This is a genomic window from Rhizobium sp. SVR5-2C, assembly GCF_056755115.1.
In genome coordinates, this window is the sequence record NZ_JBNDHT010000149.1 from 1 (window position 1) to 15,876 (window position 15,876).

Sequence of the window (15,876 nt, forward strand, 5' to 3'; positions counted from 1 at the left end):
GGCCTTGGCGTCCTCGAGCTTGCTCGGGTCGCCCGTTGCCACGGCCTTCATCGCCGTCACTGCCGCCGTTTGAAGGGGCTGCGGGTCGGAGCCACCGCTAGCCTCGCGGATCTGCCGTTCGATATCGGCCATCGGATCGGTTGCGGCGGCAATCGAAGGCGCTGCGCTGGTCGCCGCAGTTGCTGCCGTCTTGCCAACGCCGCCGACCGCGCTCAAAAGGCCGCTGAACGCGCCGCCAACGAGTGTGCCAACCGAGGTCGTCAGGAGGTAGAGAATGACCAGCGTGGTGACGGCCCAGCAGGTGATGCCGTGGAAACCGCCTGTGGACTTGCTGGGACGGCCAGACAGCCGGCTTGCCGCATAGGCGCCGATAAACGAGGCGACGATGCCGGAAAGGACGAACCAGAGGCCGCCGATGATGGAGAAACTCGTCGCTGTAGGATTGTCCGATGTGGCTGGGTCGAGAACTGCAGCTCCAATTCCGACGCCGAGAAGATTGAGCAGGAACTGGGCCGCGAGTGCGAGAACGACGCCGGCAAACACTGCACCCCATGATATCTTGTTGATGGTGGCCGTCATCCGCGGGTCAACGGGGTTGACCGCATACGGAGTATCCCCCGGCAGGCGGGAGATGGATGGTTGGGACATTGTAGGAGCCTCCTTTTCGCGGTTCTGTGGATGCCAACTCCCGCTTCATCCGAATGTTCCAAGAAGTATTTCGCATCGGCTAGCGTGTAGCGGTCGCTTTCAGCGGCACCGATGCTGAGCAGGATGCAAAGGATGTGTCGAATGCCCGTGGCCTGATCGCGAAGGATTCAATGGTGACGCTGGGAACACGTATGTCCGCAAAGTTTGCTGCGACTAGGGCGACCGACATTGTGCCTGACCGCAATTTAATCCCGGAGAAAGACAGTGAGAGGCCCGCTGCCGTTTAGGCGATCGACTCCGCACATGGTGTCAACTCGGATAGGAGGTCGACCGCCCTCAATTCCGCGGATATGCGTTCGATGTAGGCGGTCGCGAAATCTCGAATTTTGCCATCAATCTGGAAATTTGAAATCACTCGAACGCCCCTAGAGGGCCCCCAGCGTGATGTGTCGCTTGTAGGAACGCCACAAAGACCCCGCAGAATTGACCGCGGGGTGTCTTCGTTGAGCCAGATTTTACTGGCAATTGCCGGCGGCATCTTTGACTTGGCCCTGAACGCAGTCGGAAGAATCTTGCTTGCCCTGGGAGTCCTTGTCTTTCTCGGTGCTCGTGCCGGGGGAGGAAGTACCGGAGCCGCTACCGGCCATGCTGCCAGATCCGCTACCGGAACCTGACGCGCCGCCGGACTGGCCAGAGCCACTTGTCCACCAGAACCACCAGTTCCACCAGAGCCGCCGCTGGCCTGAGCCATGGCCGAAGTTGCAAGGCCGATCGATAGCGAAGAGGCGCTGACGGACCTTCTCAAAAAGCTCGCCCCCGGTGATCGCCACATGAATAACCTTGAACATCAACTTTGGGGTTCCCCCCGTAGTCAAACTCTCTTCTCAGCCAGTCGAACATGGGTACGGGGTCGGCAAATCTCTTCCGCGCCGCGGCCTCTGCTTCGATCGTCTCACCGGAAAGCGTCATTTCTCGTTGCCGCTTGGGGTCGTGACCTGTGTCGGTCCGCCACCGTTTCCCGTAGGGGTCGGGTCGCGGGCGGTCGCAGTCGGAGGGGGCGACGTTCCGATTGCTGGATTATTGTCAAACGTTCCACTTCCTGCCGGGGTGTTAGGGACCGGATCAGCGCTTGTAGAAGCCGTTGGCTTTGCGTCGCGATCGATGCTTTCCCCCCATATTTCGGCACCTATCCACGCCACTGCAGCCAACGCGAGTGCGCAGACGAGCACCACAAGAACCGGCCTTCCGATAAGCCCCTGTCTCGTTCGCGCGGCGGTACTCCGCGTACGTTTTACCTGCGAAGGAGAATTGTCTTCAAGCTGATTTGTCATGGCGTCCTCGTTGAAACTGTGAGCTGGGTTGGTAATCCTCACGCCTCAACACGAGCGACGTCCGGTTGTTCCTGGGAGATGGCAAAAACACCACCGTAGACCGCTTGTGTTCCTAAATTCCCAGCGCGGACGACTTTCGACAGATGCCGCCAATTCCGGACCAGCATCGGCCTGTGAGCGGCGTGCAAAAGGTCATCGAAGATGCTCTTCGTTCGGCCGGTCTTATGGCCTGACCAACCTTCATCGTTTGACTGGGAAGCGACCGGCTACGAGGCTACATCGCCTTCGGCTTCCTGCTCCGAGTAGCGCTCGGAGAGGAACTTTCCCAGACCGCTGAGACCGTCGATATGATCGCAGAACGTGTTGATGGCGACGAGAAGAGGGACCGCCACCGACGAGGGATCTTGTGGCGGCGAAAGACGATCTCGACCGGATGTCAAGGAATCTCCCTTTGCTGCGGGAGGCGATCGCCGTGTCGTGGGGCATCGCCGGAGATGTTGTTGATTTCTCCGCATGCCTTGCAGTGGAAGGCGTTGCCTGGGGGCGTCCGGAGCCCAGGCACTGTACGAGCTTTCATCCTTCTTGTCCGCCCCGCTGCGCCCATTCGGGCGTCTGCTGACGCGTCAAGCGGCCTTCCTGAGATGCGGCTCCATGACAGTGCATACGCAGCAGCGGGAAAGCCCCCATCTTGTGAGGTCGCTACCTCCTCGATGGCGGCTATTCCCTCATGATCTGCCCACAAAAAAATTGCAGGCCAGAGGTTTCCACGAACCATCTCACCGCAGAGGAACCAATCTTCCGATCGATGGTTCGTGAGATGCGGCAGCCGCCGTCAACCATGCATGGGAGGATTCAATGTCAAACGAGTTTTCGGAAGGCGGGGCAGCGCCCTTGCGTCAGTCGCCACCACAAAGCGGAGAGCCCAATCCATCGACGACGAGCCCAGCGCAGTTGGGCGATCTTAAAGACAAGATCGCTGAGGACCTGAGCGGCGCACGCGAGACCATCAAGGAGGGCGCCGAAGCCGCGGTCGTCAAGGCGAAGGAGGCCGTCTCCGAGCAGACAAATTTTGCTGCCCGTCAGGTCGGCGGCATCGCAACCGCCCTTCAGAAAGTTGGCTTGGAGCTCGAAAAATCCGATCAATCCGAGGTCGGTCGATACGCCAGGCAGATCGGGAGTCGCGTGCAAAGTTTTGCAAAGCAGATGGAGGGACGCGACCTCGGCGAAGTAGCAACCATGGCCGAAGACTTCGGACGCAAGCAGCCACTAGCCTTTCTTGGAATCGCGGCATTGGCAGGGCTTGCGGCCAGCCGCTTTCTAACGGCCTCGGCAAGTCGACCGGCGAAGGCAAGCTCGCGACAGGAGAATACGGGTATTCAATCCGATTTTTCCACGAAGAGCGGAGGGCCTGCAAATGGTTAAACCGACCGAAAACATCCCGCTCTCCGAACTCGTGAGCGGACTCGTGGCCGATCTGACGGGACTCCTACGCAAAGAAATCGACCTCGCCAAGACCGAAGCTTCTGAAAAACTCACACAGGCGCTGAGCGGCATCGAGGTTCTAATCGTTGGCGTGGTGCTCGCGATCGGCGCCGTCGGCGTCCTACTGAGTGCGCTTGTCGGCGGCCTTTCATCCTTTTTGGTCGGCCAAGGCATGACGCAGCCGAACGCCAGCGCGCTTGCCGCACTTGTTGTCGGCCTCATCATTGCCCTGATCGCCTGGGCGATGGTGTCACGAGGCTTGAGCGCACTGCGCGGAAGCAACTTGAAGCTTGATCGCACGACGACATCGCTGCGCCGCGACGTCGATGCCGTGAAGGAGAAGATCTGATGGCCAACTCAATTGAAAAGACATCCTCCGATCTTCAGCGGGAGATCGACGCTGATCGGCAACGTATAGGAGATCGCATAGACGCCATTCAGGAGCGAATGTCGCCGGGGCAGCTCATCGATGAAGTTCTGGTCTACGCGAAGAGCAGCGGTGGGGGCGAGTATGTCAGAAATCTCGGCCAGGCTTTGAAGGACAATCCGGTACCGGTCGCGTTGATGGGCGTCAGCCTCGCATGGCTCATGGCAAAGCAACAATATCCGTCTTCGCCGGCCACTGCATCGAGCGCTGGTTTGGATGCTGACTATCCCCTTTATCAGGTCGAGGGACCTGTGCGGCGGATCGGCCCGCCGGAAACCGAAAACGGTGTCCGCTACAGCCATTTCGCCGACACCTCAGGGAAACGCTTGAAAGCCATTACCGACGATGCCGGACGCCGCGCCGGGCATTTCATGGACGACGCGGGAAAGACGTATCGGGGCTTTGCGGATGCCACAGGAAGGCAGATCGAGCAGATCGCCGACGAGACGGGAGCGATGTTTGACGCCGCGTCGGGATGGGCCTCGAAAACATGGGCTCAGGTCAAGGGCACCGCAAGCAATATCGGAACGCGCGCATCGGATGCTGCCAGCTCGATCTCGGAGCGCTCCACTTCGGCAGGAGCAAGCATGCAACAGCAGGCGAGCAAATTGAACGATGCCATTCTAACCCACTTCCGCGACCAACCGCTTGTCGGCGGCGCTCTCGCATTTGCGGTGGGCGCGGCGATCGGGGCGGCGTTGCCGCATACGGAAACCGAAGACGAGTATCTCGGCGAAGCCGCCGAGGCGGCGAAAGACATGGTTGCGGCCCAGGCGTCTTCGATGATGGATCAAGGAACAGAGATTGCATCCGACGTCTATAGCAAGGCTGTTTCAGCCGCGTCCGACGTTCATGATGCTGCCAAGGCTCGGGTGGTCGAGGAGGCCGACGCGTCCAAATCAGGGGTGCGCAAGGGGGAACCGCAATCCCAGTAAGAAGCGTTGCCAACCGCAATTACACCCTGCTGAAAAGGAACTGCCAGTGCCCATTGGTCCCCACATCAAGCTGTCGAGCGTCGCCACCCTCCTTGTCGCGGTGGGCGGCGCACTCGTCGCACTGACGGGGACGCGTGGAGACACGCCAGACGGATCAGGGGAGAACGAACTCGAGGCTGGCCGCGGAAGGGACGCAAGCGTCCCCGAGGCGATCCCTGTGAAAGGGCTGCGCGATGTCTTTTGGCGGGTGATCCACGAAGTCAGCGATGATCGTGTGACACTCATCGCCGCTGGGGTGACGTTCTACCTGTTGTTGGCTCTGTTTCCCTCGTTGTCGGCTCTCGTCGCGCTCTACAGGCTGATCGCCGATCCGGCCACCATCGGCGACCACCTGCAGGAGCTCTCAGGATTGCTTCCGCCGGGCGCTTTCGATCTCATCGCCGATCGCATCAAGAGCCTCGCCGAAAGCCGCAGCTCGACGCTTGGCATCACCTTCTTCGTGGGCCTTGCTATCGCCCTTTGGAGCACGCATAGCGGCACGCTCGCGGTCTTTGATGCGATGAACGTGGCCTATGAGGAGAGAGAAAAGCGAGGACTGATCAAGCTTAACCTCATAGGGCTGTGCTTCACTCTCGGCGCGATGATTTCTGCCGCCACAATGATAGCGCTGGTCGCCGTCATGCCTGTGGTGCTTTCCTATCTTTGGCTCGACCAATTCAAGGAGCACATGGCCCTGTTTCTGAGGTGGCCTTTGTTGCTTTTGATCGTCGCCGCAGCGGTCACCGCCGTCTACCGCTTCGCCCCAAGCCGGCAACCCGCCAAGCTCCGTTGGATGACGTGGGGTGCCGCTCTCGTAACCGTCTCGTGGTTTGCAATGTCGCTGGGATTTTCGTTCTACCTAAACCACTTCGCCAACTACAACGCGACCTACGGCGCCCTCGGCGCGCTGATCGGCTTCCTGGTGTGGATATGGCTGTCGATCGTCATCCTGATCCTGGGAGGCGAGCTGAACGCGGAACTGGAACACCAGACGGCGAGGGACACCACCACGGGAGCGCCGTTGCCGATGGGATCACGCGGAGCCTATGTGGCGGACACCCTTGGCGAGACCGCAGACCGGCTGCGCTGACCAGCACGGACGCCGCCTTCGCAGCCAGTTAGTCCGGAAGCGTAAGTTCGCCCCATCTCCTGCGTGCCGCGCCTTCGACCCGCCCGGCCCCGTGGTCGCGGTCGTTTGTTTCGAACGCGGGGATCAGAGGCGCCCCGTTAAGAGTTCCAAGCTGTTTTAAATTGAGGGAACGAACTGCTAAGTCGCGGCTTTCCTTTGAGCCGAACAAAGGAGACGGATCATGGGAAGCACATCGGACAAGATCAAAGGCAAGACGAACGAAATCGCTGGCAAGGCGCGTCAGGGGGTCGGCAAGGCCGCCGACAATCGAGAAGAGCAGGCAAAGGGCAGCGTTCAGGAAGCCAAAGGCAAGGCCCAGGTCGCCAAGGGCGAGGCCAAGGACGCCGTCAAGAAGAGCATCGACAAGGCGTAGCCACAAGCAATCCAGCACAGTCCCAATTCAGCCCGCGCTCGTCGCGGGCTCGTTCCACGAAAAGAGGGCGATATGAAAGTCATCGCTTTCGTCACTACGGTCGTCACGCTCGGCTTCTCTCAGGAAACGCATTCGCCCAGGCTGCCGAGGATCCGGCAGTGAACGCATGCAGGTCCACCGGCCTTCTCGCGCTTCAGGAAAGGTCGCCGGAGATCACGGATCTTGTCATGGACACGGAAAGCCTGGCGATCAGCAAGGCCGACACGAAGGTCGAGGACGTACCCATTAAGACCGTCATTCTTGGCGAGGCGTACATCGCTGGAAGGAAAAGACCGGTTCGTCTGCCTGCTCGGCGACAAGGGCAAGGTCCTGCTGACCTTCTTCACCGCCCAGTAGACCATGAGAAGCCGGACAAATTAGCAGGGCGAGGTCGCCAGCTTATCTGGCTGGGAAACGCGGCGTCGGGCGGACATACCGCGCAATCCGCTTGCGGTCGCTAAGTCACAACATTCCGCCGAAGCAGGACAGTTTGAGGTTATGAAACGGAAGATCGCGCAGCCAGAGGCACACCGATATCGTACAGGCTCGGGGTGTCCTGAGGAGTAGCCTTCAAGTCCGGGAGTTGATCCATGACTGCGACTTTGGTTTCGCTCAGCGGCTCACGGGTGGTCGGATCCGGTGGCGGTGAAATAGCCTTCAAACTCATCCTCAAGCTCACCGCAGATCGTATTCCGCGAGCAACTTGTTAGGGTCTCCTTCGACGCGCAGCTTGTCGCGGAACCTAACGGCGTCGGCATAATTCTCGACGGCCTCTGTCCACCAACGGGCGGTGCCTGCACGGCAACGGAGATGGGGCGGCTCACCAGAAGCGTCGCCAAGCCGTACCGGAATTTGTCGAAAGGTCTGTATTCCATGCTCCCAAAACCGTTCTACGGTGGATTTTAGCGCTGACCTCAGATGTTTGGGAGAATTCTGAGGGACCCATTGAAGCCTTAGGTATCCCCCTTGGTGCCCTTAAGGAAACCCCTGCGTCTCAAGTCTCGGTGATTCAACATAACGGCCACTTCGTTTGCCACCTTCTCACTTAGGTTGTCGATGACCAGCCCAAAGACCTCGGCCGGTCGACCCGTGAAGATGTCGATCACCGACCAATAGGGACCGCTGATGTTCTTCCTCACTTTGTACCTGAGGTGTGGCATAGGGTCCTAACTTCGACCCGGAATGTTTGTTGCAAATTTCAGCCCAATCATACATGCAGCACGCCCGGTGCCGCCGGTACGTCAACTCGCGCTTCTGTCCGCTTGGCGGGCAGGAGTGAAGCAGGACCATACGAGGATTATTCACGTGTGAGGCTCCGGCCAAGATAGCCAGTTGCTCCGGCTCTCGCACGCCCTCACGGCGTCCTTGTCCTTCTCGAGCCGTGCTCGCGGCAGAGCCTATCCAGCATATCTTTACAGACGACGACGTCATGGACGCCAGCGGCTGGCTGCCGCCGCGCGATGTTCCGGTACGGTGGCGTACGGTCGGAAAGCCATCCGTGAACGAAGCATTACGCTGCTTGGTACGGCAGCGGACATAAGCTGTGAGGAACCCGCCTGGCCGTCAAAGTTCGGCGACGAGAGGTTCCCATGATACGCCAATTGACAAAGGGACCAAAAGCCGCGTCCCTACAACAGACAGATGGCTCCTGGTCAGTTTTCGATACGGAAACCGGTCTGCCTATCGAGGCGTCGGGACGGAAGCTCACTGGTTTGGCGCGTGAGGAGGCCGACGACATAGCTGCGCAGCTTAACGCGGCTTTTATCGACCACATCTCCGATACTGATGTGGAACACTGAAGGAGCAACGTAGTTGGGTGGAGCTAACCGAAGCTAAATGGAAGGATCACCCAATGCTTTTGAAACTCATCACGGTCTCGGCACTTTCGATCGGTCTTGCAACGTCGGCGATGGCTCAGACTAGCGGCGGCTCGGGCGGGACGGGCGGTTCCGGGAGCACTGGTGGTTCTGGTACCACCAGCGGTTCCGGCACCACCGGCGGTTCTGGCGCCGTTTCAGGTTCGGGCGTCTCAGGCACTGACAACTCAGCTACAAGCACATCCAACACCGAGAAGGACTCCCAGGGCAAGAAAGATTCTTCGGACTGCGTTCAGGGGCAAACAACAACCAATAATGCGACCAAGACGGCGCCTGGGGTAGCCGCAGACGCTGGGGGTAATTGCCAATAACACAAATCGGCCGGTCCAAGAGAAAGCCCCGCGGAGAGCCTGCGGGGCTATCGCATCGGCAGAGTTCGATCAAGCTTTCACGCATCTTCATTTTCATAGGTGTGACCGAGGTCAGCGCCTCGACACCTTCGATGTCCACTTTGGAAAGCTGTTCGACGAAACCGAGAATGCGGTTCAGCTCGCAAACTAAGCGGTTTGCCTCTTCTTCCGATACGGCAATAGGGGCAAGACGCGCAACGCGCTTAACGGTGACAAAGTCGACAGCCATGGCAGGCCTGCGAATATACAACTTCAACCCGCTATGCTTGGCGTAGAAGAAGGCCCGCCAACGCGGGGCAGTCTGATCCAGAGGACCGCGCGGCCTTCCATAAAGGGCGCGGAAGGGTCAAAGCAGTGATTTGCTCGCCACGCGATCCCAATCTAAACAACGACATGGTGGGAGAGCTGTCGGCGCGAGCTGGGTCATGTCAGCAACTACCACCGCAACCGTTAAGGCGACACTTCCCCTGCGCCTGCACTACGCGGAGTCCTTCCGCCACTGGCGTGAACGCTTCATGGCTAACCGTCAGCGCATTGCGACACTCTATGACGAACGGTTTTGTCGCATGTGGGAATTCTATCTCGTTCTGTGCGAGATCGGATTCCGCTTTCGCTCGATAGGGTGTTTGCTTGCCAAGCGGGCAGACGCCGTCCCGTTGACTCGTGATTACATGGTGAACTCGGAACGGACTCATAGTGCGATGGCAAGCTCTCGCATACGGGCAGCGGAATGAGGCGGCACCACTAGCAAGTGCCCGACGTGGACGCCGCACCGTCGGAAACATTTGGTGTAGCGAATAGGCGCGGCCGAAGCCGCGCTTGGTCATTTCATCGGCTTGACGATTTGCGCAGCCTGCTTGGCAAGGCGTAGCCCTTTCGAGGACGGAAGCTTAATCGCCAAGGGAAGGCTGAAAGAGCTTTTGGCTGACAAGGGCTTGCGTGTGGAATGGAGTGGTGTCGTCGACAAGACGCCGTCACATCGGCCGCTGGTGAATATCTATCGAGCGAATGGCCAGGAACTCGGCCAGGCTATTGAGGGAAGGATTTGCTCGAGAATGGCGGCCGGGCATCGAAACGACTGGTGCGGAGAGTAAGCGGGGCCGGAGCCCCGCACGATTATGCAAGTCGCGACGGTTTCAAAATGCCAAGCAGGATGTGGATTTGAGGGACAACACGAGCGCAACCTCCTTCGCCCTCCTCTTGTTCCAGAAACGAGGCCGCCCCAAGACTTCCTGAACCATCTCTCAGCCTCTTCCCGGACTTCTGACTCTGCTAACTGATCGCCTCGTTCTGTCTTCCGAGACGCTTGAATCTCGGCCTGCCGAATTGCCGCGCGTCTCGCCTCTAGGAGGGCGATATTTTTTGAGTTTGATCCATCCCGGCTTCCAGAACATGCCTCTTGTTCTCCCCATTCTGAATGCCGACACAGCCGACCCCGTGTGAGCCATGCGCCGATGAAAGGCGTTATGTCATTCTTCAGCACAGAAAAATTTACAGGAAGATGGGTCGATCCGAAAGTTAAAGGTTTGCTGGAAGATCAGGGAGAGCCGCGCGAGCCCGGCCGGAGAATGTGGCTGCAGATGGGAATGGCTATGCTTGGAGCGATTGCCGGGGTCATCGGTAGTTTGGCGGGGCTGTTCGCCCTTCTCGGCTGAGGCTCACGCATAATGCTTATTGCCCAGGAACAAACGGGCTCTAGATTCCGAGTTTATTCTGGGAACGAGCCATGAGCAAAAACCGTCGAGAGTTTTGGGGAGCTTTCACACGCCGGCCACCGTCACCAAGGATCGCTGCTGACGTGGACGACCCCGCCCTAATTTGCGCATCTGCGGTTTCCCTTTCCACATCAGCACTCTTTTCGGCGCTGATGCTGCATCTGGAACAAAAGGGCATCCTGTCCGCCGAGGATCACCAAGCAATTTATCAGTTCGCAGTCTCCCGGTTGGACACCGATCCAGCCGACGACGGCGGCGTGACAGAGCTTGCGCGCGAGATTATCGAACAGCAGCTTCGGCACAATTGAGTACGCTACCAGACCGGAACAGCAGCGGCATCTCGACGTTAAGTGTTTGGGATCGCGTGGAAGCAACTCACTGCTCTGTCCCTTCCTTGCCCTTTGGAAGTCCGCGCGATGCTTTCTTCGTCGAATTGCCCTGCTTCGGCAGGGCTTCTTTGACCGTAGTGGTACCACCGGGCCTTGGATCGCCTGGTTGGTTTAATCGCACTTGATGACTTGATGGCCCCGGTTGGCGCTTTAACTACTTTATTGCTGTTACCCCCCGAGTACAGTGCGATGCACGGCACGTCCAAGATCCACCTACGCGTCGTGGTGCGCGAACGGGGCCCGGTGACGAAGCGACAACTGAGGCCGACCAAGCTGCGCTGGGAAAGACTCCCTTCGTGATAGCCCGACGTTCTCGTCGAACATGTCGTCGGAACCTAATCGTGCAATGCGAGTTGTCGGCTCACGGACGTGATTGCGTCCCGAGAATGAGGAGACACCAATGAAAACACTGATTTTGGCAGCGGCGCTCATTGGAGTGTCGGCGCTGACGGCTGTCGCGCAGACGGCAGCCCCTTCCAGTGATCCGAACACCTCAGCCGTTGCAACCCCCGACAGCAAGAACCCGAAAGCACCGGTTCCAGGCGCAAACAGCTTCACTGAGGCACAGGCCAAGGAGCGCATAGAGAAGGCGGGCTATATCGACGTTATCGGGTTAAAGCTCGATGACAAGGGTATTTGGCAGGCCTCAGCGGTGAAGGAAGGGAAACCAGCCAAAGTCGCTCTCGACTACCAGGGCAACGTCGTCGCCATGTAATTGGCCCAAGGCGAACTGCTAAAACACTAAGGAGAACACGAATGAGAACCGTGACTGGACTTTTTGACGATTACAATGATGCTACCGCCGCTGTGGAAGCGCTCGAGGATGCAGGCGTTCCCTCCGATGACATCAGCATTGTCTCGAACAATGCCGATGACCGCTACGCGAAGGATCATTCAGGGGCGGCCGAAGGCGGAGTCACAGGTGCGGGGCTCGGCGCTCTTGCCGGCGGTGCAGGCGGCCTGCTCACGGGTCTGGGCATCATGGCGATCCCAGGCGTCGGCCCCGTCGTCGCGGCAGGCTGGCTCGCCGCCACCGCGGTTGGTGCGGCCGCCGGAGCCGTCGCTGGCGGAGCAGCAGGCGGATTGATCGGCGCCCTCACCGATTCCGGCGTTTCGGAAGCCGATGCTCATGTTTACGCAGAAGGCGTCAGGCGCGGGGGATCGCTTGTCACGGCGAGGGTCGACGATGCCCTGGCTCCGGAGGCGGCGGCTATTCTGAAGCGGTCGAACTGGATCGACCCTGTTGAACGCAGGACGGCCTATGAGCAGGAGGGCTGGACGAGATTTGATGACACGCTCGATCCGTACGGACCTGAACAGATTGAGGAGGAACGACGCCGCTATCGCCGTTCGCCGACCGTCTGATCTCTGCGAGACGGTGGCTCTTCGGACTCGGCGCAACCCGGGCTGGCAGGCCGTTTCGCACGCTCGTCAACACCAAAGCGATGCCGATGAAGCTTTCGGTGTGCTGCTGACCATCGGCTACCGCGTTCTAGCAGCAGCTCCCTGGCTGCGTTGGCGTTCACAGATACAAATTTCGGATCGGTTTTCTGAACAATTCGACGCCTCGTTTGTTGGGAACTGTCTCCTCGGAAATGGCGCTATCATTAGCAACCGGCGGAACTCCCGCGTGATGCATGTGAAGATGGATGACGATCGTCACATTCTGGCGAGACGGGACTCGCTGGCGACAGTACGCGTCGTCAGGACGCGCTCGGCCGATGGCGAGGAGGTCGAGGAAGCGCCATGCAATATGCTCCTTGGAAACGCAATCCTTCACCTGGAAGCTCGACGAATCGACAACCATAGTCAATGATGCAAGCGTCATTTTAGAGGGCCTGACGCTCGATTATAGTACATGCCGAGTCCTTTCCAAGAAATTTGGCGGCTGATTGGCCGTCAAGGAATAGTCAAGACGGCGCAATCGGAGCGAGTTTCTGGATAGCGCACTCGGACTATCGAAGCGTTCATGACCGAATTCACCCGGAAAGCCTTATCATAGTCGTTGGGACTTCTTTTTGACCGTAGCACAGATCCGTGAACACTCCGGCACAATCGATGTTGAAATAATGGGTAGCGGAGTTTTCCAACGAACCGCGCGCCCTCTGGCCTTGCATCCAAGCCCTCGGAAGCCCTGCAGGCCAAGCTCAATTCCATGTCGTTTGCAAGTTGTCGGCGTCGCTAGCACCTTTGGGCTAGTATACCTAGGTTAGACCTTCTGGCATTGTGCCATCGGGACGGGGTAGTCTGGGGTGAACCGGTTCCACGCTGAAGGTTTTTTCTGAAGGCGATCCCTGCAGTGCTGCTGAGGCTCGTCTTAGAAGTAAGGCGGGCCTTTGTTGCACATCGTCCGCCAGAAGCTGATAGCGGGCGTCGGCGACTATTCATTTTGATCCTCGGAACGATCGGACGCCCGTGGCGTTTGCCATGCAAGGAGTGTGATATGAGGGAAAAAGGGAAGAAGATCGTTGAAGCAACGGTGAAGGTCGGCGGTAAGCGCGTGCCGGTCGGGATCATGAATGTGGGACAGGCGCTAGATATGCCAGCAGAGGAAGGGATGAAGTTCAGCCATCCCGATAGGAAGCCGGGAGAGACCGACGTTCTCCTTAGCCGAAAAGAACTAAAACAAACCGTAAAGCGCGGAAATGACACGGGCTGAGCGCGCGGATGAGCTCCCATGCCCGGCGCAGCGAGAACAGGGGCTCTCCCCGTCGCTTCACCGGAACATAGTGGAGCTTCGATCGTTTAACCAAGTGAAATCGTGCGGTAATCTTCGTGGATTCCTTCCGTTACCCTCATACGGAAAGGCCTGCGATTCCACCTTGTAAACGCCAAACTTCCCCGCTCTGACGGGGCTTCTCTTTTGGGGCTGGGTCTGTCAAGCAAAAGGTTATGCTCCGCGTCGCCGCGGCGCAGTTACGGTCATTGTAATAGTTTAAGAGTGACGGCTCTGGCACGCCGGATAGTAATGAGCGCCCGCCAGGGCTCTGGCTTCTCTTCGAGGTCGGCGCGTGACCGCTTCATGATCGGGTCGGATGGAGAGGCATCTCAATCTTTTTTCCGAAACTGTTAGCTCTAAGCTGACGTCCAGCCCCGCCTCGAGATTGCCTACCCACTCGTCCCTGAACGGGACTTCTATCCGCGGCGAAGCGGAACCCTTAACTCAATCTATCAGGCGGCCCTGGCCTCCCAGCGATAGGGTGTGTTGTCGACCCACATCCGATGCAGAATGATTGCCAGGCGTCGAGCCACCGCCACGGTAGCCTTCGCAATGCCTCGCCGACGAGCGATGGTGAGGCCCCACGCCTTCAACGGCGAGTTCCGCTTCGAGTTTCGCAGCAGGATCCCGGCGGCTTCGACCGGCGCCCATCGTATCGCGGCATCACCGCATTTCGAAATGCCCCGATCCCGATCGATCTCACCGGATTGATAGCGCGAGGCGTCAATCCGAAGTGGGTAGGAACGGAGCGCGACCGGCGGAACCGCACCAGTTCGTCGACGCCGGCCCGAAAACTCAGGGGGGCCATCGGCCCGACGCCGGGTGCCGTCATCAGCAGCTTGCAGGTGTCGTCGCTCTCGGCCAGCCGTTCCATGGCCCTTTGCAGGTGCCGAAACTGCTCTCTCAGCACGCGGCGAAGGTGCCGCGCACAATTACGCGCGGGGGTGGACCATGAACTTGGGGCAGCCGGACGTTTCCAAGTCTTGATGCGAAGAGAGGCTTTTAGCATGTCAATGTGCCCAGCTATAGCCCCCCTTTGCGGTCAGGCGTTATTTCGTCGAGGCGACCACTAGCCGGGTCAGCATGTCGATCTGCTCTTGTTGCTGTGCGACCAGGGCTTTGACGTCCGTGTTCCGCAACTCGTCAAGCTTGTCATGGAGAGCCATGATCTCGATTTCCGCTTTCAGATTAACCTCGTAATCATGGGATGCGTCGACACGGTCCTTTGCAGCGTGCCGGTTCTGGCTCATCATGATGACAGGCGCTTGAACGGCCGCCAGCATCGAGAGGATCAGGTTCAGAAATATAAACGGATAGGGATCAAAAGCGTGCGAGGCTGCGATCAAATTGACGGCCACCCAGATGGCGAGCGAAACGGCGAAGATTATGATAAATGTCCAAGAACCGCCGAATTCCGCGACCTTGTCTGCCAATCGTTGAGCCGAGGTAAGCTTCTCGTCAAATGACTGATTTGCATCGCGGGTAATTGCCCTTCGTGAAACCAGTCGGCGGAAAACCGCTTGCTCCCGCTCCGTCAGTAGCTCGAACGGCTTTCCCAGGTATCGGTTGGCACCAAGCGAAATTTCCTGCGCAGATATTTCGCGCACTATCTCTGCAGACATGATCTCCTCCGGACGTACAAAGTTGTCGCGACTTCAGGGAGTTCGCGCCCTTCAAGACGCAACGAGTTCCCTGCCAGATATCTGAGCAATCGAGATGCTGAAGAAGATCGGAGCCTCCTTATCCTCCGAGCCGGTGCCCGGCTTGGAGGAGCCGGGCTCCCACCACAATGAGCGCTTTTGCAATAGAGACCAGGCGTAAAGACGTTCGTTGTGCCGCTCCGCAGTGTCCGGCAGTTCCTGGTAGGTGCCTTGAACGACGACGCTCTTCCAACGGTGATGTTCGCCGCTTTCCTCCACCTGAAGGCATGCGTTCGGATTGCTACGCATCCAATCTACCTTTTGCCCCGCCAGGGAAAAGACATAGAGCTTTTCCGCATCGAACGCATAGTGGACGGGCACGACGTAAGGTCGGTTGTCGTGGACACAGGCAAGATGCCCAACATTTCCGTGCGCAAGGAGTTCCCGGCTTTCGCGCTCCGTCATTTCTCTCACGCCCATTGATGGTCCTCCTAGCTCTGAAACTCGGGTATGGAACGGCGCGATGCTCGGCGCTTGTTTGAAGGGGCAATGGTTTTCGCCGCTGCGTCCCGGTCCATGTTCTGGAATGTTGCCTCGAAAAGCTCCTGCGCATAGGCAATCGCAGAATCGGAATCCGAGGATGAGAGCTTGATGTCTTTGCATTTCAACCGCATCGCACGGCGAATGGCCGACAGCGCCTGTTGGGCTGCATATTTGTCACCGGCTTTCACGAGCAGGCTCAACGAGGTCATTGCGACAACCTCCAATACCGTTATACGGCCC

At 58.7% G+C, this 15,876-nt stretch carries 18 protein-coding genes and 3 pseudogenes; 13 read left to right on the forward strand and 8 right to left on the reverse strand.

Annotated features, from left to right (window positions below; translation table 11 throughout):
• The 3 genes from ACPYOI_RS29630 to ACPYOI_RS29640 all read right to left on the reverse strand — a co-directional run.
• Window positions 1-648 (reverse strand): PhnA-like protein (locus ACPYOI_RS29630; protein WP_481423731.1); only part of this gene is annotated, 648 nt, incomplete at its 3' end.
• 515 nt (window positions 649-1,163) lie between these two features.
• On the reverse strand, window positions 1,164-1,496 hold the full coding sequence (locus ACPYOI_RS29635) for a hypothetical protein (protein WP_481423732.1): 333 nt from the start codon (window positions 1,494-1,496) through the stop codon (window positions 1,164-1,166).
• Window positions 1,497-2,245: 749 nt separating this feature from the next.
• Window positions 2,246-2,419, reverse strand: a complete 174-nt coding sequence (locus tag ACPYOI_RS29640; protein WP_481417909.1) for a hypothetical protein — start codon at window positions 2,417-2,419, stop codon at window positions 2,246-2,248.
• Window positions 2,420-2,834: 415 nt separating this feature from the next.
• Between ACPYOI_RS29640 and ACPYOI_RS29645 the strand changes: the two genes are divergently transcribed.
• The 6 genes and pseudogenes from ACPYOI_RS29645 to ACPYOI_RS29670 form a co-directional block, all read left to right on the forward strand.
• Window positions 2,835-3,401 (forward strand): nutrient deprivation-induced protein, encoded by a 567-nt coding sequence (locus tag ACPYOI_RS29645; protein WP_481423733.1) that lies wholly within the window; start codon window positions 2,835-2,837, stop codon window positions 3,399-3,401.
• A complete protein-coding gene (locus ACPYOI_RS29650) occupies window positions 3,394-3,810 on the forward strand; it encodes a phage holin family protein (RefSeq protein ID WP_168832359.1) in 417 nt (138 codons plus the stop codon). Before ACPYOI_RS29645 ends, ACPYOI_RS29650 begins: the two co-directional genes overlap by 8 nt.
• A complete protein-coding gene (locus ACPYOI_RS29655) occupies window positions 3,810-4,823 on the forward strand; it encodes a DUF3618 domain-containing protein (protein ID WP_481423734.1) in 1,014 nt (337 codons plus the stop codon). The genes ACPYOI_RS29650 and ACPYOI_RS29655 overlap by 1 nt, the downstream gene beginning before the upstream one ends.
• Before the next feature lie 46 nt (window positions 4,824-4,869).
• Window positions 4,870-5,952, forward strand: coding sequence for a YihY/virulence factor BrkB family protein (locus ACPYOI_RS29660; RefSeq protein ID WP_481423735.1), 1,083 nt, complete (start codon window positions 4,870-4,872; stop codon window positions 5,950-5,952).
• Window positions 5,953-6,172: 220 nt separating this feature from the next.
• Window positions 6,173-6,364 carry a CsbD family protein gene (locus ACPYOI_RS29665; RefSeq protein WP_481419810.1) on the forward strand — a complete coding sequence of 64 codons (192 nt, stop codon included), beginning with the start codon at window positions 6,173-6,175 and terminating at the stop codon, window positions 6,362-6,364.
• Window positions 6,365-6,486: 122 nt separating this feature from the next.
• Window positions 6,487-6,760: pseudogene (locus ACPYOI_RS29670) on the forward strand (hypothetical protein); the annotation flags it as partial.
• A gap of 1,898 nt (window positions 6,761-8,658) precedes the next feature.
• On the opposite strand, the pseudogene gatC reads toward ACPYOI_RS29670, so the two are convergent.
• Window positions 8,659-8,859 (reverse strand): annotated as a pseudogene (gene gatC, locus ACPYOI_RS29675) (Asp-tRNA(Asn)/Glu-tRNA(Gln) amidotransferase subunit GatC); the annotation flags it as partial.
• A 196-nt stretch (window positions 8,860-9,055) separates the two neighbouring features.
• Here gatC and ACPYOI_RS29680 point away from each other — a divergent pair.
• The 7 genes and pseudogenes from ACPYOI_RS29680 (at window position 9,056) to ACPYOI_RS29710 (ending at window position 13,393) form a co-directional block, all read left to right on the forward strand.
• Window positions 9,056-9,364, forward strand: coding sequence for a class I SAM-dependent methyltransferase (locus ACPYOI_RS29680; RefSeq protein WP_481419809.1), 309 nt, complete (start codon window positions 9,056-9,058; stop codon window positions 9,362-9,364).
• A gap of 63 nt (window positions 9,365-9,427) precedes the next feature.
• Window positions 9,428-9,724 (forward strand): annotated as a pseudogene (locus ACPYOI_RS29685) (thermonuclease family protein).
• A 360-nt stretch (window positions 9,725-10,084) separates the two neighbouring features.
• Window positions 10,085-10,285: a hypothetical protein gene (locus tag ACPYOI_RS29690; protein ID WP_481419808.1), complete on the forward strand. Its 201-nt coding sequence runs from the start codon at window positions 10,085-10,087 to the stop codon at window positions 10,283-10,285.
• A gap of 143 nt (window positions 10,286-10,428) precedes the next feature.
• Window positions 10,429-10,653 (forward strand): hypothetical protein, encoded by a 225-nt coding sequence (locus ACPYOI_RS29695; RefSeq protein WP_481419807.1) that lies wholly within the window; start codon window positions 10,429-10,431, stop codon window positions 10,651-10,653.
• A 481-nt stretch (window positions 10,654-11,134) separates the two neighbouring features.
• The gene (locus tag ACPYOI_RS29700; protein ID WP_481419806.1) at window positions 11,135-11,449 is read left to right on the forward strand and encodes a PepSY domain-containing protein; all 315 of its coding nucleotides are present in this window, start codon (window positions 11,135-11,137) and stop codon (window positions 11,447-11,449) included.
• 41 nt (window positions 11,450-11,490) lie between these two features.
• On the forward strand, window positions 11,491-12,099 hold the full coding sequence (locus ACPYOI_RS29705) for a general stress protein (RefSeq protein WP_481419805.1): 609 nt from the start codon (window positions 11,491-11,493) through the stop codon (window positions 12,097-12,099).
• Between the two features lie 1,078 nt (window positions 12,100-13,177).
• Window positions 13,178-13,393, forward strand: coding sequence for a hypothetical protein (locus ACPYOI_RS29710; protein ID WP_481419804.1), 216 nt, complete (start codon window positions 13,178-13,180; stop codon window positions 13,391-13,393).
• A gap of 649 nt (window positions 13,394-14,042) precedes the next feature.
• On the opposite strand, the gene ACPYOI_RS29715 is transcribed toward ACPYOI_RS29710, so the two are convergent.
• From ACPYOI_RS29715 to ACPYOI_RS29730, 4 genes are all read right to left on the reverse strand, one after another.
• Window positions 14,043-14,462 carry a transposase gene (locus ACPYOI_RS29715; RefSeq protein WP_481423736.1) on the reverse strand — a complete coding sequence of 140 codons (420 nt, stop codon included), beginning with the start codon at window positions 14,460-14,462 and terminating at the stop codon, window positions 14,043-14,045.
• A 40-nt stretch (window positions 14,463-14,502) separates the two neighbouring features.
• Window positions 14,503-15,075, reverse strand: a complete 573-nt coding sequence (locus ACPYOI_RS29720; protein WP_481419803.1) for a DUF1003 domain-containing protein — start codon at window positions 15,073-15,075, stop codon at window positions 14,503-14,505.
• A gap of 51 nt (window positions 15,076-15,126) precedes the next feature.
• Window positions 15,127-15,573 carry a pyridoxamine 5'-phosphate oxidase family protein gene (locus ACPYOI_RS29725; protein WP_481419802.1) on the reverse strand — a complete coding sequence of 149 codons (447 nt, stop codon included), beginning with the start codon at window positions 15,571-15,573 and terminating at the stop codon, window positions 15,127-15,129.
• Window positions 15,574-15,584: 11 nt separating this feature from the next.
• Window positions 15,585-15,876: hypothetical protein (locus tag ACPYOI_RS29730; RefSeq protein WP_481419801.1), on the reverse strand; the 292-nt coding region annotated here is incomplete at its 5' end.